The following is a 24,964-nucleotide window of genomic DNA, read 5'->3' on the forward strand; positions in this document are numbered from 1 at the left end:
GTGACGGGGGCGACGGGCCGCCGGGATGGTCCGGACCATTGACAGGATTGGTCCAGACCTGTTTGCTGCGAGTTGTCATGCGCACTTCTTCTCGCCCCCGAAGGAGCGGCCCCCATGAGACACCTCGTCGCCGCGACCGCGACCCTCGCCTGCTCCGCCGTGCTCGGCGGGCTGGTCGCCCTCGCCCCCACGGCGCACGCCGGTGAGTTCCTGGCCAACGGAGGCTTCGAGTCGGGCAACCTGTCCGGCTGGAGCTGCGACTCCGGCACCACGCAGGTGGTGACCGGGCAGGCGAAGAGCGGCAGTCGCGCCCTCGCCGGCACCCCGAGCGGCACCGGGACCGCGCAGTGCAAGCAGACGGTGAGCGTCGCCCCCAACACCGCGTACACCTTCTCGGCGCAGGTCAAGGGGAGTTACGTCTACATCGGCGTGGACGGCGGTGCCGGCACCTGGACCCCGGGCACCGGCGGCGGCTACCAGCAGCTGAACGTCGCGTTCACGACCGGCCCGAACCAGACCAGCGCGACGGTCTACGTGCACGGCTGGTACGCGCAGCCCACCTACTACGCCGACGACCTGTCGCTCACCGGGCCCGGCGGCCCCACGCCCAGTCCGACCCCCACCGACCCGACGCCGACGCCCACTCCGACCGACCCGACGCCGACACCGACCCCCACCCCGACCGACCCGGCGCCGTCCTCCCACGCCCTGGTCGGCTACCTGCACTCCAGCTTCGCCAACGGCTCGGGCTACGTCCGCATGGCCGACGTCCCGGCGAGCTGGGACTACATCGACCTCGCCTTCGGCGAGCCCACCTCCACCACCTCCGGCGACATCCGCTTCAACCGCTGCCCGGTCGCCGAGTGCCCGAACGTGGAGTCCGACGCGGAGTTCAAGGCCGCGATCAAGGCCAAGCAGGCGCAGGGCAAGAAGGTGCTGATCTCCATCGGCGGCCAGAACGGCCAGGTCCAGCTCACCACCACCGCCGCCCGCGACGCCTTCGTCGCCTCCGTCGGCAGGATCATCGACACCTGGGGACTGGACGGGCTCGACATCGACTTCGAGGGCCACTCCCTCTCCCTCAACGCCGGTGACACCGACTTCCGTAGCCCGACCACCCCCGTCGTGGTCAACCTGATCTCCGCGCTGAAGACCCTCAAGGCCAAGTACGGCAGCGCCTTCGTGCTGACCATGGCCCCCGAGACCTTCTTCGTCCAGCTCGGCTACCAGTTCTACGGCCCGGGCCCGAACGGCGCCCAGGACCCGCGGGCCGGCGCCTACCTCCCGGTGATCCACGCCCTGCGCGCGGACCTGACCCTGCTGCACGTCCAGGACTACAACTCCGGGCCGATCATGGGACTGGACAACCAGTACCACCAGATGGGCGGCGCGGACTTCCACATCGCCATGACCGACATGCTGCTCACCGGCTTCCCGGTCGCGGGCAACACCTCCCGGGTCTTCCCGCCGCTCTCCCCCTCGCAGGTCGCGATCGGCCTGCCCGCGACCAGCAACGCCGGCAACGGCTGGACGACCCCGTCCGAGGTGAACAAGGCGCTGGACTGCCTTACCCGGAAGGTCAACTGCGGCGGCTACGCCACCCACGGCACCTGGCCCGGGCTGCGCGGCCTGATGACCTGGTCGATCAACTGGGACAGGTTCGGCAATGGGGAATTCCAGCGGAACTTCGACGGCTATTTCGGCTGACGCCGGACGAACGGGTGGCTCCGGGACCGCCGGAGCCGCCCGTTCCGGCCCGTCCCCCTGTCGCAGCCGACCCGATCATGTAAGGATCTACCCGCGGACATCGGCGGACAGGCGGAGGTGACGGAATGTCAGCAGCACACCGGCCCAAGGAATGGGTGCGCAGGGCACTCGTCTGCGGGGCGCTGCTGGCCGCCGCGGCCCTGGGCATCCCCGCCCAGGCCTACGCCGTACCCGACGACCCCACGCCGGGCGACCGGACGCTCGTCGTGCTGCTGGAACAGCTCCAGGACCTCTACCAGAGGGCCGAGCAGGCCACCGAGACCTACGACCAGGCCAAGGTCGAACTCGAGGAGAACCAGAGCAAGGCCGACCGCCTCGACCGGCAGCTCGCCGAGGAGCGCACCGCGCTCAGCGACGCCCGCGCGCTGGCCGGGCAGCTGGCGCGGGAGCAGTACAAGTCGGGCGGCGTTTCCCCGTACCTCAACCTGCTGCTCAGCAACGACCCGCAGGACGCCTTCACCCAGGGGCACATGCTCGACCGCGCCGCGGGCAGCCAGGCCGAGCTCGTCGCGCAGCTGGAGAACGGCGAGAAGCGGATCGCCGCGCTCAACCGGGCCCAGCAGCACGCGCTGGACGGCTCGGAGCAGCTGGAGGAGAAGCAGCGTGAGGCCAGGGACGAGATCGAGCGGCAGCTCGCCGACGTCGAACGGATCCTGGCCGGCCTCACCGGCACCCAGATCGAGGACCTGCAGAAGCTGGAGGAGCAGGGCATCGACCAGGCGCAGGCCGCCTTCCTGCGCTCCGGCAAGCTCGGCAACGTGGCCCTCGCCCCGTCGATGGCCGGCAACAGGGCGCTGAGCTTCGCCTACGCCCAGCTCGGCAAGCCCTACGTGTGGGGCGCCGAGGGCCCGAAGGCGTACGACTGCTCGGGCCTCACCTCGCAGGCCTGGGAGCACGCGGGCACCACCATCCCGCGCACCAGCCAGGAGCAGTGGAAGCAGCTGCCGCACGTCCCGCTGAACCTGCTGCGCCCCGGCGACCTGGTGGTCTACTTCCCCGGCGCCACCCACGTGGCGATGTACATCGGCAACGGCATGGTCATCCAGGCCCCGCGCCCGGGCGGCGTCGTCAAGATCTCCCCGATCGCGGCCAACCCGGTCCTCGGCGCGGTCCGGCCGGACTCCGGCAACCCGCCGATGAAGCACTACGTCTCGCCGTCGGCCCCCAAGTCGGCCCACGACCCGACCCCGCTCGGCACCCGCTCCTGAAGCCGCGCCGGCGGCTCGTGCGCACGGGCGCCGGCACCGGTGTGACCGGGGTCTCACCGGCATCGGACAGACCTGTCTGTTAGTTTTGCCGTGAGGGGCCCGCCGGGCCCCGGCGAGGACCACGGTGAGCACCATGCCCACGACGGCGAAGCGCCTCCCGGCGCGGGAGCGGATACTGACCACGGCCGAGGCGCTGTTCGCCGCCCACGGCCTGCGCGGCGTGGGCGTCGACCGGATCATCGCCGAATCCGGCGTGGCCAAGTCCACGCTGTACGTGCACTTCCCCTCCAAGGACGAGCTGGCCGCCGCGTACCTGCGCCGGGTCGACGACTCCTGGCGGGGCAGGCTGCGCGCCGCCGCGCTGGCGGCCGGGGACGATCCCCGCGAGCAGCTGGTCGGCCTGTTCGACGCGGTCTCGGCCTCGTACGAGCGCCACGGCTTCCACGGCTGCCCGTTCATCAACGCCGCCGCGGAGAGCGAGCCCGGCAGCCCCCCGCACGAGGTGACCGTGGCGCACAAGCGGGCGGTGCGGGCATGGGTGCGGGGGCTGGCCGAGGCGGCCGGCGCCGCGGACCCCGACGAGCTCGCGCTGCAGCTGACCCTGCTCGTGGACGGCACCCTGGCCGCGGGCAGGCTGGAGCAGGACCCGGCGATGCCGGCCGCCGCCAAGGCCGCCGCCCGCGCCGCGGTCGAGCGGGCCTGCCCGCCCGCCGTCTGACCCCGTCGCGCCCTCGCCCCGCCGCGGGACGAGGGCTTTCCTCCGACCCGAATCAAACAGACCTGTCTGTTCGAAAGGACATCCGATGACCACCTCCCGCCCCCCGGTGGGCGCCACCATGCGCGCCGTCCTGCTGGAAGAGTTCGGCAGCCCCCTCGTCCTCGGCACGATCCGCACCCCCGCGCCCGGCCCCGGCGAGGTGCTGGTCCGGATCGCGGCCTCGGGGGTGAACCCCCTGGACACCAAGATCAGCGCCGGGAAGGCTCCGCACGCCAGGACCCGGCCGCCCGCCGTGCTCGGCCTGGACCTCGCCGGCGTGGTCGAGGAGGTCGGGGCGGACGTCACCGGCTTCGCGCCCGGGGACGAGGTCTTCGGCATGACCGGCGGGGTCGGCGGCCTGCAGGGCTCCCTCGCCGAGTACGCGGCCGTGGACGCCCGGCTGCTGGCCCGCCGGCCCGCCTGCCTGACGGCACGTCAGGCGGCGGCGCTCCCGCTGGTCTTCATCACCGCCTGGGAGGGTCTGGTGGACCGGGCGGGCGTGCGCGAGGGGCACAAGGTGCTCGTCCACGGCGGCGCCGGCGGCATCGGCCACGTCGCGGTCCAGCTCGCCCGGGCCCGGGGCGCGGAGGTCTTCGCCACCGGCTCGCCGCGGAGCCTGGAGACCATCGCCGGCCTGGGGGCGACCCCGGTCGACCGCACCACCACCCCGGTCGACGCCTACGTCGCCGAGCACACCGGCGGCGAGGGCTTCGACGTCGTCGTCGACACCGTCGGCGGGGAGACGCTCGACGCCTCCTTCGCCGCGGTGCGCACCTACACCGGGCACGTGGTGAGCGCCCTCGGCTGGGGCAGCCACAGCCTCGCGCCGCTGTCCTTCCGCGGCGCCACCTACTCCGGGGTCTTCACGCTGCTGCCGATGCTCACCGGCCGCGGGCGCGAACACCACGGCGGGATCCTGCGCGAGGCCGCCGCCCTCGCCGAGGCCGGGGCCCTACGGCCGCTGCTCGACCCGCGCCGCTTCACCCTGGCCACGGCCGCCGAGGCGCACGCCGTGGTGGAGCGGGGCGAGGGCCGGGGCAAGGTCGTCGTCGACGTCGCCGGGTGAGGGCGCCGGGTGACGGCACCGGGTGACGGTGCCGGGTGACGGTGCCAGGCGGGTGGGTGGCTCGGCTGTCCCGCCGTCTCGCGCCCTACGGGCGCAAAGCAACGGGCTGCGGACGGGGAGGGTGGGGGCCTGGTCTTGTTTGCGGTGTGCGGGTGGTGGGTGGTGGGGGTTCAGGCGCCGGAGCGGGTTGCCTTTCCGGTGCCTTGGGTCTCGTTGCCGTCCGCAGGTGCAGATGGCGGCTCCACGCCCACTCCCGGTGGTGGGCGCGCCCGCCGTGACCGGCGACTGCGGCTGATTCGGGGTGCTGTCGAGCGGTCAGGAGACATCGGGCTCGCTTTCGCCGACATATTCGGCGGACAGAGCCCGATGTCGGGGAAGCACCCGCAGACGCAGGTCACGACGGGCGCGCCACCCACGAACGGTGGACGTCGCACCCGGCCATCTGCACCCGCGGACGGCGACGAGACCGCAACCGTACGGACAACCGGCCCCGCTCCGGCGCCTGAACCCCCGCCGAGGACCAACCCGCACACCGCCGCGAAGGCCCGCTCCCACCCTCCCCGTCCGCAGCCCGCCGCCTTGCGCCCGAAGGGCGCGAGACGTACCCGCACCCACCCACCGGCGGCACCGCCCGGCCGGCCCACACAGTCAGTGCCGGTAGCAGTACGAGTCCGAGGAGGCGTCACCGCCCTCAAGGCGCGTCTGGTGCACCCGCAGTCCCCCGAAGTCGGGGCCGTGCGGGAAGAAGCCCGGGTCGACGCGCAGCCCGCCGCCGGCGGTGTCGGCGTCGAGCTTGACCATCCACGGGTCTATGCCCTCGGGGTAGAACTGCTCGTCCCAGGCGGCGTATAGCGAGTTCGTCACGTAGACGCGCCGCCCGTCGCGGCTGAGCTCGACCATCTGCGAGCCGCCGCTCAGCGGGACGTCCGGCGCCGCGGGGTGCGCCTGCCGGCCGGCGATGCCGCCCAGTCGTACGGACGCGGTCAGCCGCGGCCGGAGCGGGTCGCCCACGTCGTACTGGAGGAGGTCACCGGTCCCCCACGCGGAGACGTACAGCCACCGGTCGTCCACCGACAGGTCGATGTCGGTGATCAGCGGGGGCACCGCGCCGAACGGCCGCAGCGCCGGGGGCAGCTCCTCCGCGCGGGCGGGCTCGGCGGGCAGGGTGATCACCTTGCGTACCGTGAACTCCCCGCCCTCCCGCGTCCACAGCCACACCGAGGCCGACAGGTCCTCGACGTCGACGACGGTGTTCACGAACCCCCAGGTCGCCTCGGGGTCGTGGGAGGGGCGCAGCTCCAGCACCATCTGGTTCCGGTCGCCGAAGTCGACGCGCTGCAGGTGCCGGCCCGTCTCCAGGTCCCAGAAGTGCACCGCGTGCCCGTAGCGGCGGTCCAGCAGCAGTTCGGGGACGAGCCCGTCCTCGATCATCGAAGGGCTGCCCCACTCGCTGGTGACGGCGATGTTCCGGCGCAGGTGCCACCAGACGTCGTAGGCGAGCCGCTGCGGTCCGCGCTCGCTCTCCCAGGCGCGCAGCACGTCGAAGGTCTCGTGGTCCAGCAGCGCGACACCGCCGGGACCGTCCGTGCCGTCCGCGCCGCCCAGGCAGGACAGGAACACCCCGTCGGGGCCGCAGTGGAGGGTGTGCGGCCGCGAGTACCCGGCCCTGGCGGCGAGTTCCCCGGCGTCGACCACCTTGACCAGCCGCGGGCGGGCCGGGTCGGGAACGGTGTCGAGGACGTGCAGCCGGGAGGAACGCAGTCCCGGGACGATGAGGAAGCGGCGTGCGGCGTGGTGGTGGCCGGGGTGCGCCAGCGCGCTGGAGCAGGCGTTCCAGCCGAAGTGGTGCAGTTCGTTGCCCAGGCCCGGCAGCTCGACCCGGGCGGCCACCCGGCCGTACGCCGGGGACGCCGGATCGGTGACGACGGTGAACAGCGCGTCCGGGCGCTCGCCGGCCGGGTCGAAGCCGACGACGTAGGCGAGCCGTTCCGGCGGCGCGGCGACCGCGTCCGCCGGGGTGCGGTACAGGGTGGGGTCGAGGTGGCCGTCGCGGTCGTGCTCGGTCGTCGTCATGGCCGTTCCCTCTCCCGTACGGGAGCGCGGGGCCCGGGGCTGCGCGGCGGACGGCCCGGCCCACCGGTGCGGGATCTGTGTGCGGACGCCGGACAGATGTCCCGTACGACGAGCGTTTCACAGCCCCGCGGACCCCGCCACGGCGGGACCGCGAGCACCCGGGGCGCGCGTACGAGCCGCTGCGCGGACGGCGGGACGCGGGCGGCGGTGGACCGGAGAGCGGGGACGGCGGTGGGTTGCGGCGCCGTGACCCACGACGACGCCGTCATCATCTCCCCGCCCGCACGTCCGCCCCGGGGCGAGCCGGTCTTCGTCCCGAGGGCGACGACCGTCGTCGTCGTGGCCGCGCTCGGGGTGTGCGTGCCGGTGGACGCCGCGCTCCTCGTCGACCGGCTGCTGCGCGACCGCGCCGCCGCCGGCTCGGACGCCGCGCTCGTGCGGAAGGACCAGGTCGTCACCCCGACCGGTCTGAGCCATGTCGCCTTCGTGCTCACCGGCGTGGTCTTCCTGCGCCGGCTGTGGCCGATGCGGGTGAACGCCGAGGCGCCGGCGCCCGGTGGACACCGGATGCGGCGCGGCTGGACCACGGGCGCGTGGCTGATCCCGCTGGCCGGCTTCGTCCTGCCCCAGCGGATCATCAACGACATACGGGCGGCCGGCTCGCCGCCCGGACGTCCACGGCGCACCAGTGTGCTGCTGACCTCGTGGTGGCTGCTCTTCGTGGCGGCCCAGCTCCTGGCCTCCCCCACCGCCACCGGGGACCCGGCGGCGACGGAGACGGCAGGCGCCGCGCTCTGGGTTCTGGCGGGGGCGCTGTGCATCGGTGTGGTGCTGAGGTTCGCCTCGATGCAGCGGACGCGGCTGCGGGGCTGGGACCGGCAGGCCGTCCGGCGTCGCGGCACCGGCGGCGTGCACCGCCGGCGCCGACGAGCGGTCAGGCTCCGGTGACCGAGGCCAGGTAGGCGCTCGCCGCCTGCGGGTCGTAGAAGTACGACTCGTAGTCCGACGGGTCGTCGAAGCCGTTGGCGAAGCGGTCCGCCACGGCCGGCAGCTGCCCGGCGGCACCGATCAGGCCCAGGACGTGCTCCGGCGGCGGGCCGAGCAGGGCGTTGGTCCACTTGGTCACCGGCTCGGCGGTGGCCCAGAAGCGGGCGAAGGCCGACTCCATCCAGTCCCGGTCGAAGGGCTTGTCGCCCTGCTCGATGATGGCGTCCAGGTAGGCGGCCGCGCACTTGGAGGCGCTGTTGGAGCCCTGGCCGGTGATCGGGTCGTTGGCGACGACGACGTCGGCGACACCCAGGACCAGCCCGCCGGAGGGCAGTTCCGCGACGGGGTGCCGCACGACCGGGGCGAACCGCCCGGACAGGGTGCCGCCGGCGTCGGTCAGCTCGGCCTCGCGCGCGCGGTCGTACTCCCAGGGGATGTGACGCTCCATCAGCTCCAGGGTGATGCGCAGGTGCTCCTGCGGGTCCTTCACCCCGTCGAAGACGTCGAGCGGACCGCCGGGCAGCCCCTCCCAGAAGAGGATGTCGCAGGGTCCCGAGGTGGTGAGCGCCGGGATCACGATCAGCTCGCCGGCGCCGGGCACCATGTTGAGCCGCACCGCGTGGAGGTCGGGGTGCTCCGGGCGCGGGGCGAGGCCGTGCACATAGGCGACGGCCAGCGAACGCTGGGGGGTGCCGTACGGGGAGCGCTCGGCGTTCCGGCCGAACAGGGAGACCAGTTCGCCCTTGCCCGCCGCCACCATCACCAGGTCGTAGGCGCGGGCGAAGTAGTCCAGGTCCCCGACGGTCACGCCGTGGACGACCAGCTTGCCGCCGCGCTCGACGAAGGTCTCCAACCAGCCGGCCATCTTCACCCGCTGGTCGACGGACTGCGCGTACGCGTCGAGCCGCCCGACCCAGTCGACGGGCCGGGACCCGTCAGGGGCGGCGACGGAGACGCCCAGGCCCTCGATCCGGGGCGCCTGGTCCTCCCAGAAGTTGACGCCGAGGTCACGCTCGTGCGCCAGCGCCGTGCCGAACATGCACTGCGTGGACATGACACGCCCCTGGCGTATCTCGTCCGCCGTGCGGTTGGACATGACGGTGACCTCGTATCCCCGGGACTGCAGGCCGAGGGCCAGTTGGAGCCCGGACTGGCCGGCTCCCACGATCAGTATCTTGCGCAAGGCGGCACGCTCTCTCGTACGGGTGCGGCTGGGATGCGTCCGGCGGGCGTCCCCACGACGCCCCCGGAAGACTGCTCGGCCGTGTCGTCCTAGGCCGTGAGTGCCTGCTTGACCAGGGCCAGCAGCACCTGGATCACCGACTGGCGGTCACGGGCGTCGCATATCACCACCGGGATCTCCTCCGGCACGGCGAGCGCCTCGCGGACGTCGATCTCCTCGTAGGCGGTGGTGCCCTCGAAGCGGTTGACCGCCACGGCGTAGGGCAGGCCGCTGCTCTCGAAGTAGTCCAGCGCCGGGAAGGCGTCGGCCAGCCGCCGGGTGTCGGCGAGGACGACCGCGCCGATCGCCCCGCGCACCAGGTCGTCCCACATGAACCAGAAGCGCTGCTGGCCGGGGGTGCCGAACAGGTACAGCACCAGCTCGCGGTCGAGCGTGATGCGTCCGAAGTCCATCGCCACCGTGGTGGTGGTCTTGTCCGGGGTCGAACCGAGGTCGTCGATGTCCTCACTGGCCCGCGTCATCACCGCCTCGGTGGTGAGCGGGGTGATCTCCGAGACCGCGCCGACGAAGGTGGTCTTGCCCACCCCGAAGCCGCCCGCCACGACGATCTTGGTCGAGGTGGGGGCGTGGCTCACGTCCAGTTGCCACTCCTGCAGGCCGTCTTCTTCCGCGAGGGACGACATGTCAGAGCCTGCGAAGTCCACCGAGCACCCTCTCCAGCAGCGCGCGATCCGGGGCGCCGGGCCCGTGCCCGGTCCCGTACACGCGGATCCTTCCCTGATCGGCCAGGTCGCTGAGCAGCACCCGGACCACACCGAGCGGCATGCGCAGCAGCGCCGAGATCTCCGCCACCGAGCGCATGCGGCGGCACAGTTCCACGATGGCCCGCATCTCCGGCATGACGCGCTCGGCCCAGTTGCCCGAGGTCAGCTCGCGGCGCTCGGTGGAACCGTCGATCGTCGCGACGAAGGTCTCCACCAGCAGCACGTGGCCGAAGGACGTACGGCCGCCGGTCAGCGCGTACGGCCGCACGCGGGCGGCCCTGCGCCCGGCGCCCCGTACCGGCAGGGCGGCGGCGGCCTGGGCGGCGGGAATCAGCGGACGGCGCATCAGCGGCTCTCCTCGATCGCCTGGCGCAGCTCCGTGCGGAGCGCGGGGGTGAGCACGTGTCCGGCCCGGCCCACGAACAGGGCCATGTGGTAGGCCACCACGCTCATGTCGCACTCGGCGTCGGCGTGGACGCCGAGCAGCGAGCCGTCCCCGATCGTCATGACGAACACGCTGCCGTTCTCCATCGACACGCCCGTCTGGCGCACGCCGCCGCCGTCCATCAGACGCGCGGCGCCGTCGGTCAGCGAGGCGATGCCGGAGACCACCGTGGCCAGGTCGGCGGAGGTGCCCGCCGGGCCCCTGGGCCGCCGGACCGCTCCGTCCGCCGCACCTTCGTCCGTCGCGCCGGCCTCGTCCTCGGGTTCCGAGGACAGCAGCAGCAGTCCGTCCGAGGACACGACGGCCACGGAGCGGACCCCGGGCACGTCCTCCACGAAATTGCTCAGCAGCCACTGGAGGTTACGTGCCTCGTGGCTCAGGCCCCGTTCGCTCTGGGTGTCCGTACCGGCCGACATCAACCGCGTGCCTCCTCGACGCCTTCGGCTTCGACTTGTTGGTGTCCCCCCGAACCGCCCTCTGCTGCGGCCGCGTCCGCGGTCTCGTCCGCGGCCTTCCTCGGCGCGGGCAGACCGCGCCGGACCTCCTGCGTCTCGGCCTGGGCATCCGCCCGGCCGTCGCGCAGCCCCTGGGCGAAGCCGCCGAGCTTGCGCCGCAGCTCCTCCGGGTCCGCCCCGCCCCCCTGCCGGGCCCGCCCGTGGACCTGCGGTTCGCCCGAGAGCCCCGTGGACCGCGGCACCCGCTGCGGAAGTCCCTTGCCGGTGACGGCGATGCCGTCCGGCACCTCCACGGCGGCGGCCGGGGCCACGGCCGCGGCCGCTTCGGCGGCGGGCGTCACGGCCGCGGCGGCCCCATCGGCGCGGGCGTGCTCGACGGCGTCCTCGCCGGGACCGGGCGCTTCGCTGCCGGGCTCGGCCGCTTCGGCCGTTCCGGACGCTCCCGCCGCTTCGACGGGGGCCGCGCCGGTCTCCGTCACGGGTTCCTCGGTCGCCGGCGCCGTACGCTCCGGCTCCTCCGCCTGCTCCCCGCGGGCCCGCCGCAGTGCCTTGCGCGGCTGCCACGGCTCGCCCGCGACGGCCGCCTCCACGGGGGTCTGCGGGCCGTCCGGGTCCTCCGCGGGCGCGGTGAGCGCCGTGGGGACCACCACCACGGCGGTGGTGCCGCCGCGCTTGGCGTCACGGAGCTGCACACGGATGCCGTGCCGGGCGGCGAGCCGGGCGACGACGTACACGCCCATACCGGTGGCCTCGGCGACGGCGGTGTGCTCCGCGGGATCGGCCTGCGTCAGCAGCGCGTTGAGCTCGTCCAGCCGGGCCGTGGGGATGCCGATGCCCTGGTCCTCGACCGACAGCATCAGCTCACCGCTCTCCAGCATCCAGCCGGACAGCTGCACCTCGTTCTCCGGCGGGGAGAACGCGGCCGCGTTCTCCAGGAGTTCGGCGATCAGGTGGCTGAGGTCGTCGGAGGCGAAGCCGGCGACCCGTCCCGCGGGCAGCTGCTGGATGCGCACCCGCTCGTACTTGTCGATCTCGGAGACCGCGGCGCGCGCCACGTCGACCAGCGGAACGGGCTTGGGGTGCGCGTGGCCGTGCTCGACGCCGGCCAGCAGCAGCAGGTTCTCGCTGTTGCGGCGCATGCGGGTGGCCAGGTGGTCCAGCTTGAAGAGCTGGGAGAGCTCCTCCGGGTCGTGGACCAGCTCCTCCAGCCGTTCGATCAGCGTGAGCTGGCGCTCGACCAGGCCGAGCGTGCGCAGCGTCAGGTTGACGTAGGTGCCGTGGACGTTGTCCTGCAGGGTGCCCAGGCGCGTGCTGAGGGCGTCCTGCTGTCCGTGCAGCAGGTCGCGTTCCGCGGCGAGGGCGTCGCGTACGCCCTGGAGCCTGGTGTGCTCCGCGTCCTGCGTGGCGACGCGGCCGCGCAGCCCGGTGACCTCGGCGCGGAGCGCGTTGACCGCCCGGGCCGTGGCCGCGAACTCGTCGGAGCCGACGATCCTGACCTGCTCGCCGGTGGGGACGTCGCCGCGGGCGAAGCGGTTCAGTGCGGCGGCCGGGCGGGTGATGGACCGGGCCGTGGAGACGCCGACGCCGAGGACCAGCAGGAAGCACACGGAGGCGAGGGCGACGTGGAGTTCGAGGGCCGTCACGTCGTCGTCGCGCAGCGCGGCGAGCCGTTCGGCCGCCGCGGCCGCGAGCGAGGACTCGACGCCGCGCATCATGTCGATCCGCGCGGAGAGCGCCGTCTGGACCGATCCCGGCTTGAGCGCGCGGTCGGCCGCGGAGAGCGAGGAGCTGTTCAGCAGTTGCTTCAGCCGCTTGTCGGCGTCGTTGACGTCGGAACCGGTGACGGTCTGGTCGTACTGCTCGACCGCGGCCTGCGAGGCCCCGCCCCGGAAGTCGGCGAGCGCGGCCCGTTCGCTGACCGCGGCGGTCTGCGCGGCGCCGACCAGGCCGGACGCCTCGCCGCCCTTGGTGAGCGCGCCCACCAGCAGGCCGCGCTGGACGGAGGCCTGGTCGACGGCGCGGGCGAGTTCCGGCAGCGCGGTGGTGTCGGCGGAGGCGCCCCGGGCGGGCAGCGAGCGGGCGACCGCGGACCCGACCCCGCTCAGCGCGCGGATCGCCGGTTCGTAGGCCGCGACGGCGGCCTCGGCGGAGCCGGGACCGGAGAGCACCTTCTGCCGGACGTCGGGGAGTTCCCCGAGCTGCCGGACGACCTCGGCGGTCGCGGCGGCGAAGGCGGGGGCGTCGTCGGTGTCCGTCCCGGCCGCCGCCGCCAGCACCTCCTCGGCCTGGCGGTCGACCCGCTCGCGCTGGGTCTCGGAGACGCCGGTGCCGCCCTCGGTGGAGCGGCCGCCGGCCACGAAGACGGCCATGTCGTCGCGCTCGTCGGCCAGGGCGTGCGACAAGGAGACCGCCTGGGCCCCGAGTCGGGCCATGCCGACCAGTCGCTGTGACTCGGCCAGGTCGCGCACGCCCGTGGCAACGCCAGGAGCGGAGGCGGCCAGGACCGTGACGGCGCAGATCAGCAGGGCGACCAGCAGTCTCTGCCGTACGCGCTTGGTCCGCGGGTTACGTCGTGTTCGCACCGGTGCTCGCTATCCCGTCTCGCCTGATCCACTGGTCCCGAGATGACGACACATCGGCCGAGCGCCGAGCACGGCAACGTCTGGCCTCATCCCGGCATCGTCCCGACCTTCTCAGGCCGACCCGGAATGCAGATGTGCGTCCCCCGCCTCGACACTCGAACGAGTGAATCGCACGGACAAGTTGACGTTCAACTCCCCCGCACGATCGTTACGCGCCCACCTCCGCGCCGGGCGGTCCCGGAACTGGCATCGGAGCCGCCGTCCTGGCAGGATGCGCACCTTCACCGACCGGTAACCCCCGGCGGGCGCCCCCGGGGTTCGAACAGCTCCCCCGGGCGGCTGCTGCAGACTGGCCGCATGCGCATCGAGACGGCCACCGAGCCCGGCGACCCGGGACGCCCCAACGAGGACTTCGTGGCAGTGGCCATGCCCGCGTCAGGCGGCGGCGGTTCACTGGTCCTGCTGGACGGCGTCACCCCTCCCGACGGCCCCACGGGGTGCCGCCACGACGTGCCCTGGTACGTCTCCCAGCTGGGCGGATCCATGATCGAACTGTCCGTTTCGCCCACGGCCCCGAGCCTGGCGCAGTGTCTCGCGGAAGCCGTCCTGCGCACCGCCGACGCGCACCGCGAAACCTGTGACCTTTATCACCGCCGCACCCCCCAGGCGACCGTGGTGGCGGTCCGGTGGAATGCGGACACCGTGGAGCATCTGGTGCTATCCGACTCGGTGTTGCTCATCGAGGACACCGCAGGTCAGGTCGGTGCCGTGCGCGACGACCGGCTCGACCGGCTGCCCCCTCCGCTGCCCGCGCTGCGCGCCGCGGTGCGCGCCCTGCCGCGCGGCACGGCCGCCCGCGCCGAGGCCGCCGCCGAGTACGGGCGGGCCGTGGAGGCCCTGCGCAACGCCGAGGGCGGCTTCTTCACCGCGGCGGCGGACCCCGCGGTCGCCGCCCGTGCCGTCACGGGCAGCCGGCCACGCTCACGGGTCCGCGCGGTCGCGGCCCTCACGGACGGCGCCGCCCGCCTGGTCGAGGTCTTCCACGAGCACGCCTGGCAGGACACGTTCACCCTGCTGCGCAAGGCCGGGCCCGGGGAACTCCTGCGGCGGGTGCGCGCGGCGGAGTCCGCGGACCCGGACGGCACCCGCTTCCCGCGCGGCAAGGTGCGCGACGACGCGACCGCGGTGTTCGCGCGGTGGTGACGGCGGCGTGGCCGCGCGCCGGGCGGGGACAGGCGCGGGTCGCGCGCCCTCCTACTCCTGCGAGGCGTTCAACTGACCCAGCAGCCGGGCCAGTTCGCGCAGCTCGTCCCGGTCCCAGTTGCGGAGCCGGTTGACGTAGCGCGCCCGGCGCGCCTGCCGGACGCGCGAGAAGCGCTCGGCGCCCTCGGCCGTCAGCTGCACCAGGAAGGCCCGCCCGTCGGCCGGGTCGGGTTCGCGGCGGAGGAGCCCCAGCACTTCCAGGGCGCGCAGTTGACGGCTCATCGTGGCCTTGCCGACCCCGAAGTAGCCGGCGAGCACGGTGGCCCGCTCGGGGCCCGTCTCGGCGAGCCGGGCGAGGATCCCGTACGCCGCGGGCTCCAGTTCCGGATGGACCTCCCGGGCCATCTCGCCGGAGGAGGCGCGGGCCCGCCGCAGCAGGACGGTGAGCTCGCGTTCGAGCGCCTCCATCACGGGGTCCGCCTCCCTGGGGGAGCCGGCGGTTCCGGCCACCTGGTCACCCGCCTTCCGTCGTGAAAACTTCTCGTCTCCGGCCGCCCTGTGCGCAGCGTGCCCAGTATTTCGCAGGCCGGCGCCAACGGCGTGACCAGGGGCCCTTCCGTGCGCCGGTGTCCTGCCGGGAAGGCCGGACGCACGGGAGCGGCCCCTCCTCAGGCCGTGGGAGGGGCCGCTCTCGTTCACCCGGTCAGGGCCTGGTTCAGGCCGCGACCGGGGGCTCCTCCGCCGAAGGCAGGGGGCCGGCCTCCAGCCCGGAGTCCGCGCCGGTGCCGGCGGGCTCCAGGGCCAGCTTGAGCACGTGCCGGACGTCGGAGACCGCGTGGACCTCCAGCTTCTCCAGCACCTCGGCGGGGACGTCGTCCAGGTCCGCCTCGTTCCGCTTGGGGATCACCACGGTGGTGATCCCGGCGCGGTGCGCCGCCAGCAGCTTCTGCTTGACGCCGCCGATGGGCAGCACGCGCCCGGTCAGCGACACCTCGCCGGTCATCGCCACGTCGGTACGGACCCGGCGCCCCGACAGGAGCGAGGCCAGCGCGGTCGTCATGGTGACACCCGCGCTCGGGCCGTCCTTGGGGACCGCGCCCGCGGGGACGTGGATGTGGACCCCGCGCTCCTTCAGGTCACCGACCGGCAGTTCCAGTTCGGCGCCGTGCGAGCGCAGGAAGGAGAGCGCGATCTGCGCGGACTCCTTCATCACGTCGCCCAGCTGACCGGTGAGCTGCAGTCCGCTGCCACCGGTCTCCGGGTCCGCCAGCGACGCCTCGATGTAGAGGACGTCGCCGCCGGCGCCGGTGACCGCCAGACCCGTGGACACGCCCGGCACCGCCGTGCGCCGCTCCTGCGGGTCCTGCGCGGACTCCGGCACGTGGTGCGGACGGCCGATCAGGTCCCGCAGGGTCTCGGCGGTGACGGTGAACGGCAGCTCTCGCTCGCCGAGTTCGTGCTTGGCCGCGACCTTCCGCAGGATGCGGGCGAGCGACCGCTCCAGGGTGCGCACGCCCGCCTCGCGGGTGTACTCCCCGGCCAGCTTGCGCAGGGCCGCGTCGTCGACCGTCACCTCGTCCTCGCCGAGTCCGGCCAGCTCGCGCTGGCGCGGCAGCAGGTGGTCACGGGCGATGACGACCTTCTCGTCCTCGGTGTAGCCGTCCAGCCGCACCAGCTCCATGCGGTCCAGCAGCGGCTCCGGGATGGCCTCCAGGACGTTGGCGGTGGCGAGGAACACCACGTCGCTCAGGTCCAGTTCGACCTCCAGGTAGTGGTCCCGGAAGGTGTGGTTCTGCGCCGGGTCCAGCACCTCCAGCAGGGCCGCGGACGGGTCGCCGCGGTAGTCGGAGCCCACCTTGTCGATCTCGTCCAGCAGGACCACCGGGTTCATCGACCCGGCCTCCTTGATGGCGCGCACCAGCCGGCCGGGCAGCGCGCCGACGTAGGTGCGCCGGTGGCCGCGGATCTCCGCCTCGTCCCGGACGCCGCCGAGCGCCACGCGCACGAACTTCCGCCCCATCGCGCGGGCCACGGACTCGCCGAGCGAGGTCTTGCCGACACCGGGCGGGCCCACAAGGGCCAGCACCGCGCCTCCGCGACGGCCGCCGACGACCCCGAGCCCGCGGTCGGTGCGGCGCTTGCGCACGGCCAGGTACTCGGTGATGCGCTCCTTCACGTCCTCCAGGCCCGCGTGGTCGGCGTCCAGCACCGCCCGCGCGCCGGGGATGTCGTAGGCGTCCTCCGTCGTGGTGTTCCACGGCAGCTCCAGGACGGTGTCCAGCCAGGTGCGGATCCAGCTGCCCTCGGGGGACGCGTCGCTGGACCGCTCCAGCTTCTCGACCTCCTTCAGGGCGGCCTCGCGCACCTTCTCGGGCAGGTCGGCGGCCTCGACGCGGGAACGGTAGTCGTCCGCCTCGTCCTCCGGGTCGCCGTTCAGCTCGGCCAGCTCCTTGCGGACGGCCTGCAGCTGCTGCCGCAGCAGGAACTCGCGCTGCTGCTTCTCCATCCCCTCCTGGACGTCCTTGCGGATGGTCTCCGCGACGTCCTGCTCGGCCAGGTGGTCGCGCAGCCACTGCGTGGCGAGCCTCAGCCGGGCGACCGGGTCCACGGTCTCCAGCAGCTCGACGCGCTGCTTGGTGGTGAGGAAGCCCGAGTAGCCGGCGTTGTCGGCCAGCTGCGAGACGTCCTCGATCTGCTGGACGCGGTCCACGATCTGCCAGGCCCCGCGCTTGCGCAGCCAGCTGGTGGCCAGGGCCTTGTACTCCTTCATGAGCTCCGCGACGGTGCCGGGAGCCTCGGCGGGCACCGGCTCGGCGAGCTCGGTCCCCTCCACCCACAGGGCGGCGCCCGGTCCGGTCGTGCCGGCGCCGATGCGCACGCGGCCGACGCCGCGGATCACCGCGCCGGGATCGCCGTCCGACAGCCGTCCCACCTGCTCGACGGTGCCCAGCGTGCCCACGCCCGCGTAGTCGCCGTCCACCCGGGGAACGAGCAGCACCCGCGGCTTGTTGCCGACACCGGGCAGACCGGACCGCTGCGCGGCCTGGGCCGCCTCGACCGCGGCACGCGCCTCGGCGTCGGTCAGGTCCACCGGCACGACCATGCCGGGCAGGACCACCGCGTCGTCGAGGGGCAGCACGGGCAGGGTGAGCGGCGCGAACGCCGACGAAGACGATTGAGCCATTATCTCTCCCTAAGCAATCAAGTTGAGCTATGCAGACTCAATGCATCTGATGCCCCTCGTGTTCCCCAGCCCCTGTTCGCTCTGAGCGATCGGCCACCCGCCAGGCACGGACGCCCCGCTGGAGCGGTCCCGCCCCCGGCGCCCGCCGTGCGCGCAGGGCACCCCACGGACCGTCACCGACCTCCACTTCCCCGGAAGCCGGGGCCTTTCGGCGCGCGACAAGTCAGGGCGGCACCAAGGCGACGCCCACACCACGGCCGGCCACCTTGCGCCGGCCCGCGTCCGTCTCCGGCACCGACGCCACGGACCTCCGTCCGCGCCACACGCCCGTCACCGACGCCGGACACCCCCGGGCCGACCGAACAGACGTCCCCTAAGGCCGCGACGAGACCGACCGGCACCAAGGAGACGCCGAAGCGCACACGGGGGCGGCCGCACGAGAACCGTGCGAGGGAGCGGGGGCGATAGAGGGGTGTGAGACTCTTCCGGCCCATGAGCCACGAGCCCCCCGGGGACGACGCGCTGCTGCGCGCGGTCGCCCGGGGTGACGCCCAGGCCCTCGCGGACCTGTACGACCGACATTCCGGCTGGTTGCACGCCCGGCTCACCCGGCGCTGCTCCGACCCCGAGACCGTCCGCGAGGTGCTGCAGGACACCTTCGTCACGGCCTGGCGCTCGGCGGGCGGCCACGGCGGCGGTGCCGTGGGCGGCTGGCTCTGGGTGATCGCCGTCCGGCGGCTGGCGGACGCCCGCCGCGCCGCCGTACGGGCCGGCACCCGCGACCTGCTGGCCGCGCGGACGCACGAATCCGGTACCGCCCCGTCGGCCGAGGAGGACGTCCTCGCCGGGCTGGAGTACGGCGACGTGGGCGCGGCACTCGACCGGATCTCCCCCGAGTTGCGGGACGTGCTGCGGGCCACCGTGGTCGACGGCCTCACCACCCGGGAGACCGCGCGCCTGCTCGGCATACCGGAGGGGACCGTCAAGACCCGCGCCTCCCGGGCCCGCCGCGAACTGCGCGCCGCCCTCGTCGCCCTCGGCCCCGCAGGAGGAGCCGCATGCTGAACCCCCGTCGCACCCCCGCCGCGCCGCCCGCGGACCGGACCGGCTGGCACGTGCCGGACGCTGCTGCCGCCGCCTACGCCGACGGCACCCTCGCCGACTCCGCCGCGTGGTCGGTGGACAAGCACCTGGAGTCCTGCACGGCCTGCGCCACCCGGCTCTCCGCGCTGGTCAGGGCGGGCGACGCGGGCCCACTCCTCGCCGGCGTCCGCGAGGCCGTCCTCGCCTCGGCCGCGCCGGCGCCCCGGGCCGCGCGGAGCCTTCCCTGGCGGGCGGCGCTGCGGTCCGCGCGCGTCCTGCGGCCCGCCTGGGTCGGGTCCGTACTGCTCACGCTCGCGGTCGCCGTGGCCATGTCCCGGCTGGGCGCGGCGCCGGAGGGACGCCCCTGGCTGCTGGCGCTCGCGCCGGTGCTGCCGCCCCTGGGCGTGGCGCTCGCGTACGGCAGGTACGGGGACCCGGCCCACGAACTGACCGCGTCGACGCCCTCCGGGGGGCTGCGGCTGCTGCTGACGCGCACCGGGCTGGTGCTGGCGGTGTGCGTGCCCCTGCTGAGCGCCGCCGGGGGCGTGCTCGCGGGGGCCGGGGCGGCCGTGGCCTGGCTGCTGCCGGGGCTCGTGCTGACCGGGGCCACCCTGGCGCTCGGCAGCTGGACGGGGTGCCATCGGGCCGCCGGCGCCGTCACGGCCGCCTGGCTGGGCGCCGTCACCCTGTGCGGGCTCCCCGCCGCGGCCGTGCCCCTGCTGCTCTCCCCCGCGGCGCAGCCCGCTTGGGCCGCGGCGGCCGCGGCCTGCGCCGGCCTGCTGATCCTGCGCCGTACCGCCTTCGACCACCTGGAGCGCACGTGACCACCGAGACCACCGTCCATGTGGACGGCCTGACCGTACGGCACCGGAGGACCACCGCCCTGGACGCCCTCGACCTGCGCATCGGGCGCGGCGTCCACGGGCTGCTCGGCCCCAACGGCGCCGGGAAGACCTCGCTGATCCGGGTGCTGGCCACCGTGGCGCCGTACCGCTCCGGCCGCCTGGAACTGCTGGGCCTCGATCCGGCGGTCCCCGCGGGGCGCACCTCGGTGCGGCGCCGCCTGGGCTACCTGCCGCAGGAGTTCGGCCACTACCCCGGTTTCACGGTGCGCGAGTTCGTGGCGTACATGGCCTGGCTGAAGGAGCTGCCCAAGGACGTGGTGCCCGAGGCCGTCGAGCGCGCGATGGAACGGGTCGGTCTCGCCGGGCGCGCGGACGCGCGGATCAGGACGCTGTCCGGCGGCATGGTGCGCCGGGTCGGCATCGCCCAGGCGATCGTCAACGACCCGGAGCTGCTGCTGCTCGACGAGCCGACGGCCGGCCTCGACCCGGAGCAGCGGGTGGAGTTCCGCGCGCTGCTCAGGGAACTGGGCGCCACGGCGACCGTCCTGGTCTCCACCCACCTCGTCGAGGACGTCGCCACCGCCTGCACCGAGGTGACCCTCCTCGACGAGGGGCGGGTCGCCTTCCGGGGCACCGCGGGGGAACTGGCCGCCGCCGGTGACGACGACGCGGCCGGCGACAGCCCGACCGAACGCGGCTACACGGCGGCGCTGCGCCGCCACCGCTCCGCGCGCGCCGCCTCCCTGGAGGCCGCCGTATGAGCGCCGCGGACACCCTGACCACCGCGCCGCAGGCCCCTCCCGCCGCTCCCCGTGCGCACCGCACCGAACTGCTGCGCGGGGGCGGGATGTGGGTGGGCGCCGTCCTGGCCGTGAGCGTGATCGTCGCCGTACTGGCCAGGCGGTACTTCCTGTTCGACACCTGGGCGACGACCCAGGCGGCGCTCCGTGAGGCGGGCCTGCTGCTCGGCGGTCCGCTCGCGCTCGCCGCGGGCTGCCGGCAGGGCGGCCGCGAGCACCGGCGCGACACCGGCGACCTGCTCGCCTCCGCCGCGCGGTCGCCGCTGCGCAGGGCACTCGTGGCGGCCCTGCCGTCGGTGACCTGGCCGGTGCTGGGCTACCTGGCGGCGACCGCCGTCTGCCTGGGGGTGCTGCTGCCGTACGCGTCCTACGGGCACCCCGTCTGGCACCTGGCGGCGGTGGACGCGGTGGCGCTCGGCTCCCTGGGGGCGCTCGGCTTCGCGGCGGGGCGGGCCCTGCCCTGGCGCTTCTCGCCCCCGCTGGTCGGCGTCGCCGGGTACGTCCTGCTCGGCTTCGGCGTCTCGGGGTACACCGGAGCGGGAACGGCGTGGCTGAGCCCCGCGAACGGCGACTGGGGAAGGTTCGGCGGCGACGTCCCCGTGTGGTGGGCCGGGGCCCTCTGCGCGGTCTGGTCGGCCGGACTCGCCGTCGCCGCCCTGCTGGCGGGCCATGCGCGACGCAGGGCCCTCGCCGTCCTGCCGCTCGTGGCCGCGGTCGCCGCCGGGTCCGTGCTCTACGGCACCGGCGACGGCCTGCTGCGCTCCGATTCCTCCGCCACCGCGCTGGTCTGCGACCGGGGCACGCCCGCTGTGTGCGTCCGCGCGACCCACGCCGGCGCGCTGCCCGCCGTGCGGGCGGTGGTGGCACGGATCGACGCCCGGCTCGCGGGCGCGCCGGGGGCGCCCGTCCGCTACCGCGAGGGCGGCACCGGCGACGCCACACCGCCCGGGGAGGTCCGGTTCGAGCTGTACGGCGGGGTCTTCGGCGGTCGCCTGGGCGATCCGGAGATGCTGTACCGGGACTTCGTGTACGCGGTCACCAGGCCGCCCGGCTGTCAGGGCCAGTCCGACCCGGCCGGTTACCCCGCCGAGTACGCCGCCCAGGAGTGGCTGGACCTCGGACCCCCGCTGTTCGCGGACACTGCGGCCGAGGAGCGGCAGGCGGAGGCGGCGGCACGTCGCCTGCGCACGCTGGCACCCGCCGACCGCCGGGCCTGGCTGGGCCGCTACCTGGCGGCGGCGCGGGTGTGCGACACCAGTGGTGTCCCGGCGCCGTGATCGTCAACCCTACCCGCCGAGGAGGCAGTGCCATGACGCCCTCGCTCGTCCCCCTCTACCTGCGCTCGCGCCGTCTGCCCGGCGCTGTCGCCGCCCTGGCCGTCCTCCTCGCCGTCTCGCGCTGGAGCGCGGACCGGCTGGTCGACCGGGCCCTCTTCGACCCGGGTGCCCGGGTGCCGCTGGTCGTCCTGGCCCCGGTGCTCGCCGCCGCGGTCACCGGGCTCTCGCTGCACAGCCGCTCCGGCGAACTGGACCGCTCCGCCCCGCTGCCGTGGTGGCGGTGGCGCGCGGCGCACCTGCTCGGCCTCACCGGGCTCGCCGCGCTCTGGCTGGGCACCGCGGTGCCCAGCGACCCGGCGCACTTCGGCGCCCCGGCGATGGTCCGCGGCGTGCTCGGCTTCACCGGGCTCGCCGCGGCCGGCGCCGCGCTGTTCGGCGCCCGGCTGAGCTGGCTGCCGCCCGTGGTCCTCGGCGGCGCCGCCTTCCTGGCGGCGCCCCGCACCCCGGGCGGGGTGGCCGCGGTGTGGGCCTGGTCGATGCAGCCGGGCGCCCAGCCCGCCGCCTGGGCGACGGCCGTCGTGCTGTTCGCCGCCGGCGCGGCCCTGGTGGCGGTCCGGGGCCCGGCGGCGGACGGGGTCCGATAACCGGTACAGCCCGGGCGACCGCGTCATTACGCTGTGTGGGCATGTACGACGAGGACGACACACGACCCGTGACGATCGACCGCCGCGAGGGGCCCTACGGCGAGGTCGCGCTGCGGCGCAGCGGCGGGCGCTACGAGATCATCGCCAACGGCACCTTCCTCATGGACACCTCCGACGGCCGCTCCGAGCGGCTGCTGGTCGACGCGGCCCTGGAGGCGCTGCCCGCGGACCGGTCCGGCCTGTCGGTGCTGATCGGCGGGCTCGGGGTGGGCTTCTCCCTCGCGCGGGCGGCGGGCGAGCCGCGCTGGGCGCGGATCGCGGTGGCCGAGCGGGAGCGGGCGGTGGTCGACTGGCACCGCACGGGCCCGCTCGGCGCCTTCTCCGGGCACGCGCTCGAGGACCCGCGGGTCACCGTGGTCGAGGGCGATCTGGTGGAGTACGTCCGGGATGCGGACGTGACGTACGACGCACTCTGCCTGGACATCGACAACGGCCCCGACTGGACGGTCACCGAGGGCAACCAAGGGCTGTACGGTCCGGCGGGCCTCGCGGCCTGCAAGGAGCGGCTCGAACCGGGCGGCGTACTGGCGGTATGGTCGGCGCAGCCGTCCGCCGCGTTCGACGACGCACTGAGGTCGGCGCAGTTCACGCAGGTCCGGACCATCGAGATCCCGGTGAATCGGGGCGTTCCGGATGTCGTGCACCTGGCAACCAATCCCGCATAGCCGCGTCGTCGTCCCGCCCCGTACGCTGCTGCGCAACGTAAACGACCATGGGGGACCCCACATGGACAGCACACAGCCGACGACCGCCGACGCCGCAGCGGTGGCGGCCACCCCCGGGGCGCAGCGCCGCGTGCTGGTGGTGGAGGACGAAGCCACGATCGCCGACGCCATCGCGGCGCGCCTGCGGGCCGAGGGCTTCCAGGTCCGCACCGCGGGCGACGGCCCCGCCGCCGTGGAGACCGCCGCCTCCTGGCAGCCCGACCTCCTCGTCCTCGACGTCATGCTCCCCGGCTACGACGGCCTGGAGGTCTGCCGCCGCGTGCAGGCCTCGCGCCCGGTCCCGGTCCTGATGCTGACCGCCCGCGACGACGAGACCGACATGCTGGTCGGGCTCGGCGTGGGCGCCGACGACTACATGACCAAGCCCTTCTCACTGCGCGAGCTGGTGGCCCGGGTGCACGTACTGCTGCGCCGCGTGGAGCGCGCCACGATCGCCGCCCGCGACCCGCGGGGTGCCAACATGCAGCTCGGCGACCTGGAGATCGACAACGCCCAGCGCCGGGTCCGGGTCCGGGGTGCGGACGTGCACCTCACCCCGACCGAGTTCGACCTGCTGGTCTGCCTGGCCCAGCAGCCACGGGCGGTGCTCTCCCGGGAGCAGCTGCTCGCCGAGGTGTGGGACTGGGCGGACGCCTCCGGCACCCGCACCGTCGACAGCCACGTCAAGGCGCTGCGGCGGAAGATCGGCGCGGAGCGCATCCGTACGGTCCACGGCGTCGGCTACGCGCTCGAGACGCCCACGCCGTGAGCCCCTACAGCGCGCCGCGCCCGCCGAAGTTGCGGGAACGTGTCTGGGCCGCGCTGAGGCCGTACGACCCCTTCCGGTCGATCAAGGCGGCGCTGCAGTACCTGGTGCTGGCCTCCGTGCTGATCACCACGGGCCTGGTCTTCGTGGCGATGCACTCCGCGACCGAGATCCGGATCATCACGATCTTCTCGATCATCGCCTCGCTGCTGATCTCGCAGCTGGTGGCGCACGGCCTGACCGCGCCGCTGCGCGAGATGACCTCGGTCGCCAGCGCCATGGCGCGCGGCGACTACAGCCGGCGGGTCACCGCCGTGCGCCGCGACGAGGTCGGCGAACTGGCCGAGACCTTCAACCGGATGGCCGCCGACCTGGAGGCCGTCGACCAGCACCGCAAGGAGCTGGTGGCGAATGTCTCACACGAGCTGCGCACCCCGATCGCGGCGCTGCGCGCGGTGCTGGAGAACGTCGTCGACGGGGTCTCCGAGGCCGACCCGGAGACCATGCGCACCGCGCTGCAGCAGGCGGAGCGGCTGAGCCTGCTCGTCACCCACCTGCTGGACCTCTCCCGCCTGGACAACGGCATCGTGCCGCTGGACGCCAAGCGCTTCGAGGTCTGGCCCTACCTGTCGGCCGTGATCAAGACCGCCGGGCTGGGCCTCCAGGACGGCCAGGCGCCGGGCCGCCGGACACGGAAGGACGTCCACCTCCACCTGGACGTCTCACCGCCGGAGCTGACGGCGTACGCGGACGCCGAGCGGCTGCACCAGGTGGTCGCCAACCTGATCGACAACGCCGTCAAGCACAGCCCGCCCAGCGGCCGGGTCACCGTCAGCGCCCGCCGCGGCCCCGGCCCGGGCAGCCTGCACCTGGAGGTCCTGGACGAGGGCCCGGGCATACCGGAGGCCGAGCGCAACCGCGTCTTCGAGCGCTTCAACCGCGGCACCGCGGGACCGGGCGACGGCGGGACGGGGTTGGGACTGGCGATCGCGCGCTGGGCGGTGGACCTCCACGGCGGCCGCATCGCGGTGGCCGAATCCCCCCGCGGCTGCCGGATCCGCGTCACCCTCCCGGGGTCGCACGCGGCGCCGGCTTGACGCTCCCACCGGGG

General features: G+C 74.4%; 22 protein-coding genes. 14 read left to right on the forward strand and 8 right to left on the reverse strand.

The genetic code is table 11. The annotated features are described in order from the left end of the window. Window positions 1-114: 114 nt before the first annotated feature. From ACZ7MY_RS17315 to ACZ7MY_RS17330, 4 genes are all read left to right on the forward strand, one after another. Complete coding sequence (locus tag ACZ7MY_RS17315) at window positions 115-1,707, forward strand: chitinase (RefSeq protein ID WP_499602666.1); 1,593 nt, start codon at window positions 115-117, stop codon at window positions 1,705-1,707. A 125-nt stretch (window positions 1,708-1,832) separates the two neighbouring features. Then, window positions 1,833-2,975, forward strand: a complete 1,143-nt coding sequence (locus ACZ7MY_RS17320) for a C40 family peptidase (RefSeq protein WP_499602667.1) — start codon at window positions 1,833-1,835, stop codon at window positions 2,973-2,975. 133 nt (window positions 2,976-3,108) lie between these two features. After that, window positions 3,109-3,693, forward strand: a complete 585-nt coding sequence (locus tag ACZ7MY_RS17325) for a TetR/AcrR family transcriptional regulator (protein WP_499602669.1) — start codon at window positions 3,109-3,111, stop codon at window positions 3,691-3,693. Window positions 3,694-3,778: 85 nt separating this feature from the next. After that, complete coding sequence (locus tag ACZ7MY_RS17330; RefSeq protein ID WP_499602670.1) at window positions 3,779-4,798, forward strand: zinc-dependent alcohol dehydrogenase family protein; 1,020 nt, start codon at window positions 3,779-3,781, stop codon at window positions 4,796-4,798. A 648-nt stretch (window positions 4,799-5,446) separates the two neighbouring features. On the opposite strand, the gene ACZ7MY_RS17335 is transcribed toward ACZ7MY_RS17330, so the two are convergent. After that, window positions 5,447-6,871, reverse strand: a complete 1,425-nt coding sequence (locus tag ACZ7MY_RS17335; protein WP_499602672.1) for a selenium-binding protein SBP56-related protein — start codon at window positions 6,869-6,871, stop codon at window positions 5,447-5,449. Between the two features lie 246 nt (window positions 6,872-7,117). On the opposite strand from ACZ7MY_RS17335, the gene ACZ7MY_RS17340 reads away from it, so the two are divergent. Further along, on the forward strand, window positions 7,118-7,819 hold the full coding sequence (locus ACZ7MY_RS17340) for a DUF4328 domain-containing protein (RefSeq protein WP_499602673.1): 702 nt from the start codon (window positions 7,118-7,120) through the stop codon (window positions 7,817-7,819). Here ACZ7MY_RS17340 and ACZ7MY_RS17345 read toward each other — a convergent pair. The 5 genes from ACZ7MY_RS17345 to ACZ7MY_RS17365 form a co-directional block, all read right to left on the reverse strand. Continuing rightward, window positions 7,806-9,041 carry a styrene monooxygenase/indole monooxygenase family protein gene (locus ACZ7MY_RS17345; RefSeq protein WP_499602675.1) on the reverse strand — a complete coding sequence of 412 codons (1,236 nt, stop codon included), beginning with the start codon at window positions 9,039-9,041 and terminating at the stop codon, window positions 7,806-7,808. The genes ACZ7MY_RS17340 and ACZ7MY_RS17345 overlap by 14 nt on opposite strands. 89 nt (window positions 9,042-9,130) lie before the next feature. After that, window positions 9,131-9,724, reverse strand: a complete 594-nt coding sequence (locus ACZ7MY_RS17350) for a GTP-binding protein (protein ID WP_499602677.1) — start codon at window positions 9,722-9,724, stop codon at window positions 9,131-9,133. A gap of 1 nt (window position 9,725) precedes the next feature. Continuing rightward, entirely contained in the window at window positions 9,726-10,151 is a 426-nt protein-coding gene (locus tag ACZ7MY_RS17355; RefSeq protein WP_499602678.1) for a DUF742 domain-containing protein, read from the reverse strand. After that, window positions 10,151-10,666 (reverse strand): roadblock/LC7 domain-containing protein, encoded by a 516-nt coding sequence (locus ACZ7MY_RS17360; RefSeq protein ID WP_499602680.1) that lies wholly within the window; start codon window positions 10,664-10,666, stop codon window positions 10,151-10,153. The genes ACZ7MY_RS17355 and ACZ7MY_RS17360 overlap by 1 nt, the downstream gene beginning before the upstream one ends. Further along, window positions 10,666-13,287, reverse strand: a complete 2,622-nt coding sequence (locus tag ACZ7MY_RS17365; protein ID WP_499602681.1) for a sensor histidine kinase — start codon at window positions 13,285-13,287, stop codon at window positions 10,666-10,668. The genes ACZ7MY_RS17360 and ACZ7MY_RS17365 overlap by 1 nt, the downstream gene beginning before the upstream one ends. 357 nt (window positions 13,288-13,644) lie before the next feature. Between ACZ7MY_RS17365 and ACZ7MY_RS17370 the strand changes: the two genes are divergently transcribed. Beyond that, complete coding sequence (locus ACZ7MY_RS17370; protein ID WP_499602683.1) at window positions 13,645-14,490, forward strand: hypothetical protein; 846 nt, start codon at window positions 13,645-13,647, stop codon at window positions 14,488-14,490. 51 nt (window positions 14,491-14,541) lie between these two features. Here ACZ7MY_RS17370 and ACZ7MY_RS17375 read toward each other — a convergent pair whose 3' ends face one another. Further along, complete coding sequence (locus ACZ7MY_RS17375; protein ID WP_499602762.1) at window positions 14,542-14,958, reverse strand: MarR family winged helix-turn-helix transcriptional regulator; 417 nt, start codon at window positions 14,956-14,958, stop codon at window positions 14,542-14,544. Window positions 14,959-15,205: 247 nt separating this feature from the next. Continuing rightward, complete coding sequence (lon, locus tag ACZ7MY_RS17380) at window positions 15,206-17,674, reverse strand: endopeptidase La (RefSeq protein WP_499602684.1); 2,469 nt, start codon at window positions 17,672-17,674, stop codon at window positions 15,206-15,208. Window positions 17,675-18,166: 492 nt separating this feature from the next. Between lon and ACZ7MY_RS17385 the strand changes: the two genes are divergently transcribed. The 8 genes from ACZ7MY_RS17385 to ACZ7MY_RS17420 all read left to right on the forward strand — a co-directional run bounded on the left by ACZ7MY_RS17385 (window position 18,167) and on the right by ACZ7MY_RS17420 (window position 24,950). Continuing rightward, complete coding sequence (locus ACZ7MY_RS17385) at window positions 18,167-18,739, forward strand: RNA polymerase sigma factor (protein ID WP_499602686.1); 573 nt, start codon at window positions 18,167-18,169, stop codon at window positions 18,737-18,739. Further along, window positions 18,733-19,581 (forward strand): zf-HC2 domain-containing protein, encoded by an 849-nt coding sequence (locus ACZ7MY_RS17390; RefSeq protein ID WP_499602687.1) that lies wholly within the window; start codon window positions 18,733-18,735, stop codon window positions 19,579-19,581. The genes ACZ7MY_RS17385 and ACZ7MY_RS17390 overlap by 7 nt, the downstream gene beginning before the upstream one ends. Next, window positions 19,578-20,363, forward strand: coding sequence for an ABC transporter ATP-binding protein (locus ACZ7MY_RS17395; protein WP_499602688.1), 786 nt, complete (start codon window positions 19,578-19,580; stop codon window positions 20,361-20,363). Before ACZ7MY_RS17390 ends, ACZ7MY_RS17395 begins: the two co-directional genes overlap by 4 nt. Further along, window positions 20,360-21,679 (forward strand): hypothetical protein, encoded by a 1,320-nt coding sequence (locus ACZ7MY_RS17400; protein WP_499602689.1) that lies wholly within the window; start codon window positions 20,360-20,362, stop codon window positions 21,677-21,679. Before ACZ7MY_RS17395 ends, ACZ7MY_RS17400 begins: the two co-directional genes overlap by 4 nt. Window positions 21,680-21,711: 32 nt before the next feature. Next, window positions 21,712-22,323: a hypothetical protein gene (locus tag ACZ7MY_RS17405; protein ID WP_499602690.1), complete on the forward strand. Its 612-nt coding sequence runs from the start codon at window positions 21,712-21,714 to the stop codon at window positions 22,321-22,323. 41 nt (window positions 22,324-22,364) lie between these two features. Further along, on the forward strand, window positions 22,365-23,048 hold the full coding sequence (locus tag ACZ7MY_RS17410) for a spermidine synthase family protein (RefSeq protein WP_499602691.1): 684 nt from the start codon (window positions 22,365-22,367) through the stop codon (window positions 23,046-23,048). A gap of 61 nt (window positions 23,049-23,109) precedes the next feature. Continuing rightward, window positions 23,110-23,856 carry a response regulator transcription factor gene (locus ACZ7MY_RS17415; RefSeq protein WP_499602693.1) on the forward strand — a complete coding sequence of 249 codons (747 nt, stop codon included), beginning with the start codon at window positions 23,110-23,112 and terminating at the stop codon, window positions 23,854-23,856. After that, entirely contained in the window at window positions 23,853-24,950 is a 1,098-nt protein-coding gene (locus ACZ7MY_RS17420) for a HAMP domain-containing sensor histidine kinase (protein WP_499602695.1), read from the forward strand. The genes ACZ7MY_RS17415 and ACZ7MY_RS17420 overlap by 4 nt, the downstream gene beginning before the upstream one ends. Window positions 24,951-24,964 lie beyond the last annotated feature (14 nt).

This window comes from Streptomyces sp. NPDC111520 (assembly GCF_055635295.1).

Coding starts and splice junctions, on each gene's coding strand:
- ACZ7MY_RS17330 (WP_499602670.1), top strand. CDS start 3,779: ATGACCACCTCCCGCCCCCCGGTGGGCGCCACCATGCGCGCCGTCCTG.
- ACZ7MY_RS17410 (WP_499602691.1), top strand. CDS start 22,365: ATGTACGACGAGGACGACACACGACCCGTGACGATCGACCGCCGCGAG.
- ACZ7MY_RS17320 (WP_499602667.1), top strand. CDS start 1,833: ATGTCAGCAGCACACCGGCCCAAGGAATGGGTGCGCAGGGCACTCGTC.
- ACZ7MY_RS17390 (WP_499602687.1), top strand. CDS start 18,733: ATGCTGAACCCCCGTCGCACCCCCGCCGCGCCGCCCGCGGACCGGACC.
- ACZ7MY_RS17335 (WP_499602672.1), bottom strand. CDS start 6,871: ATGACGACGACCGAGCACGACCGCGACGGCCACCTCGACCCCACCCTG.
- ACZ7MY_RS17355 (WP_499602678.1), bottom strand. CDS start 10,151: ATGCGCCGTCCGCTGATTCCCGCCGCCCAGGCCGCCGCCGCCCTGCCG.
- lon (WP_499602684.1), bottom strand. CDS start 17,674: ATGGCTCAATCGTCTTCGTCGGCGTTCGCGCCGCTCACCCTGCCCGTG.
- ACZ7MY_RS17400 (WP_499602689.1), top strand. CDS start 20,360: ATGAGCGCCGCGGACACCCTGACCACCGCGCCGCAGGCCCCTCCCGCC.
- ACZ7MY_RS17385 (WP_499602686.1), top strand. CDS start 18,167: ATGAGCCACGAGCCCCCCGGGGACGACGCGCTGCTGCGCGCGGTCGCC.
- ACZ7MY_RS17375 (WP_499602762.1), bottom strand. CDS start 14,958: ATGGAGGCGCTCGAACGCGAGCTCACCGTCCTGCTGCGGCGGGCCCGC.
- ACZ7MY_RS17360 (WP_499602680.1), bottom strand. CDS start 10,666: ATGTCGGCCGGTACGGACACCCAGAGCGAACGGGGCCTGAGCCACGAG.
- ACZ7MY_RS17415 (WP_499602693.1), top strand. CDS start 23,110: ATGGACAGCACACAGCCGACGACCGCCGACGCCGCAGCGGTGGCGGCC.
- ACZ7MY_RS17350 (WP_499602677.1), bottom strand. CDS start 9,724: ATGTCGTCCCTCGCGGAAGAAGACGGCCTGCAGGAGTGGCAACTGGAC.
- ACZ7MY_RS17325 (WP_499602669.1), top strand. CDS start 3,109: ATGCCCACGACGGCGAAGCGCCTCCCGGCGCGGGAGCGGATACTGACC.
- ACZ7MY_RS17315 (WP_499602666.1), top strand. CDS start 115: ATGAGACACCTCGTCGCCGCGACCGCGACCCTCGCCTGCTCCGCCGTG.
- ACZ7MY_RS17370 (WP_499602683.1), top strand. CDS start 13,645: ATGCGCATCGAGACGGCCACCGAGCCCGGCGACCCGGGACGCCCCAAC.
- ACZ7MY_RS17405 (WP_499602690.1), top strand. CDS start 21,712: ATGACGCCCTCGCTCGTCCCCCTCTACCTGCGCTCGCGCCGTCTGCCC.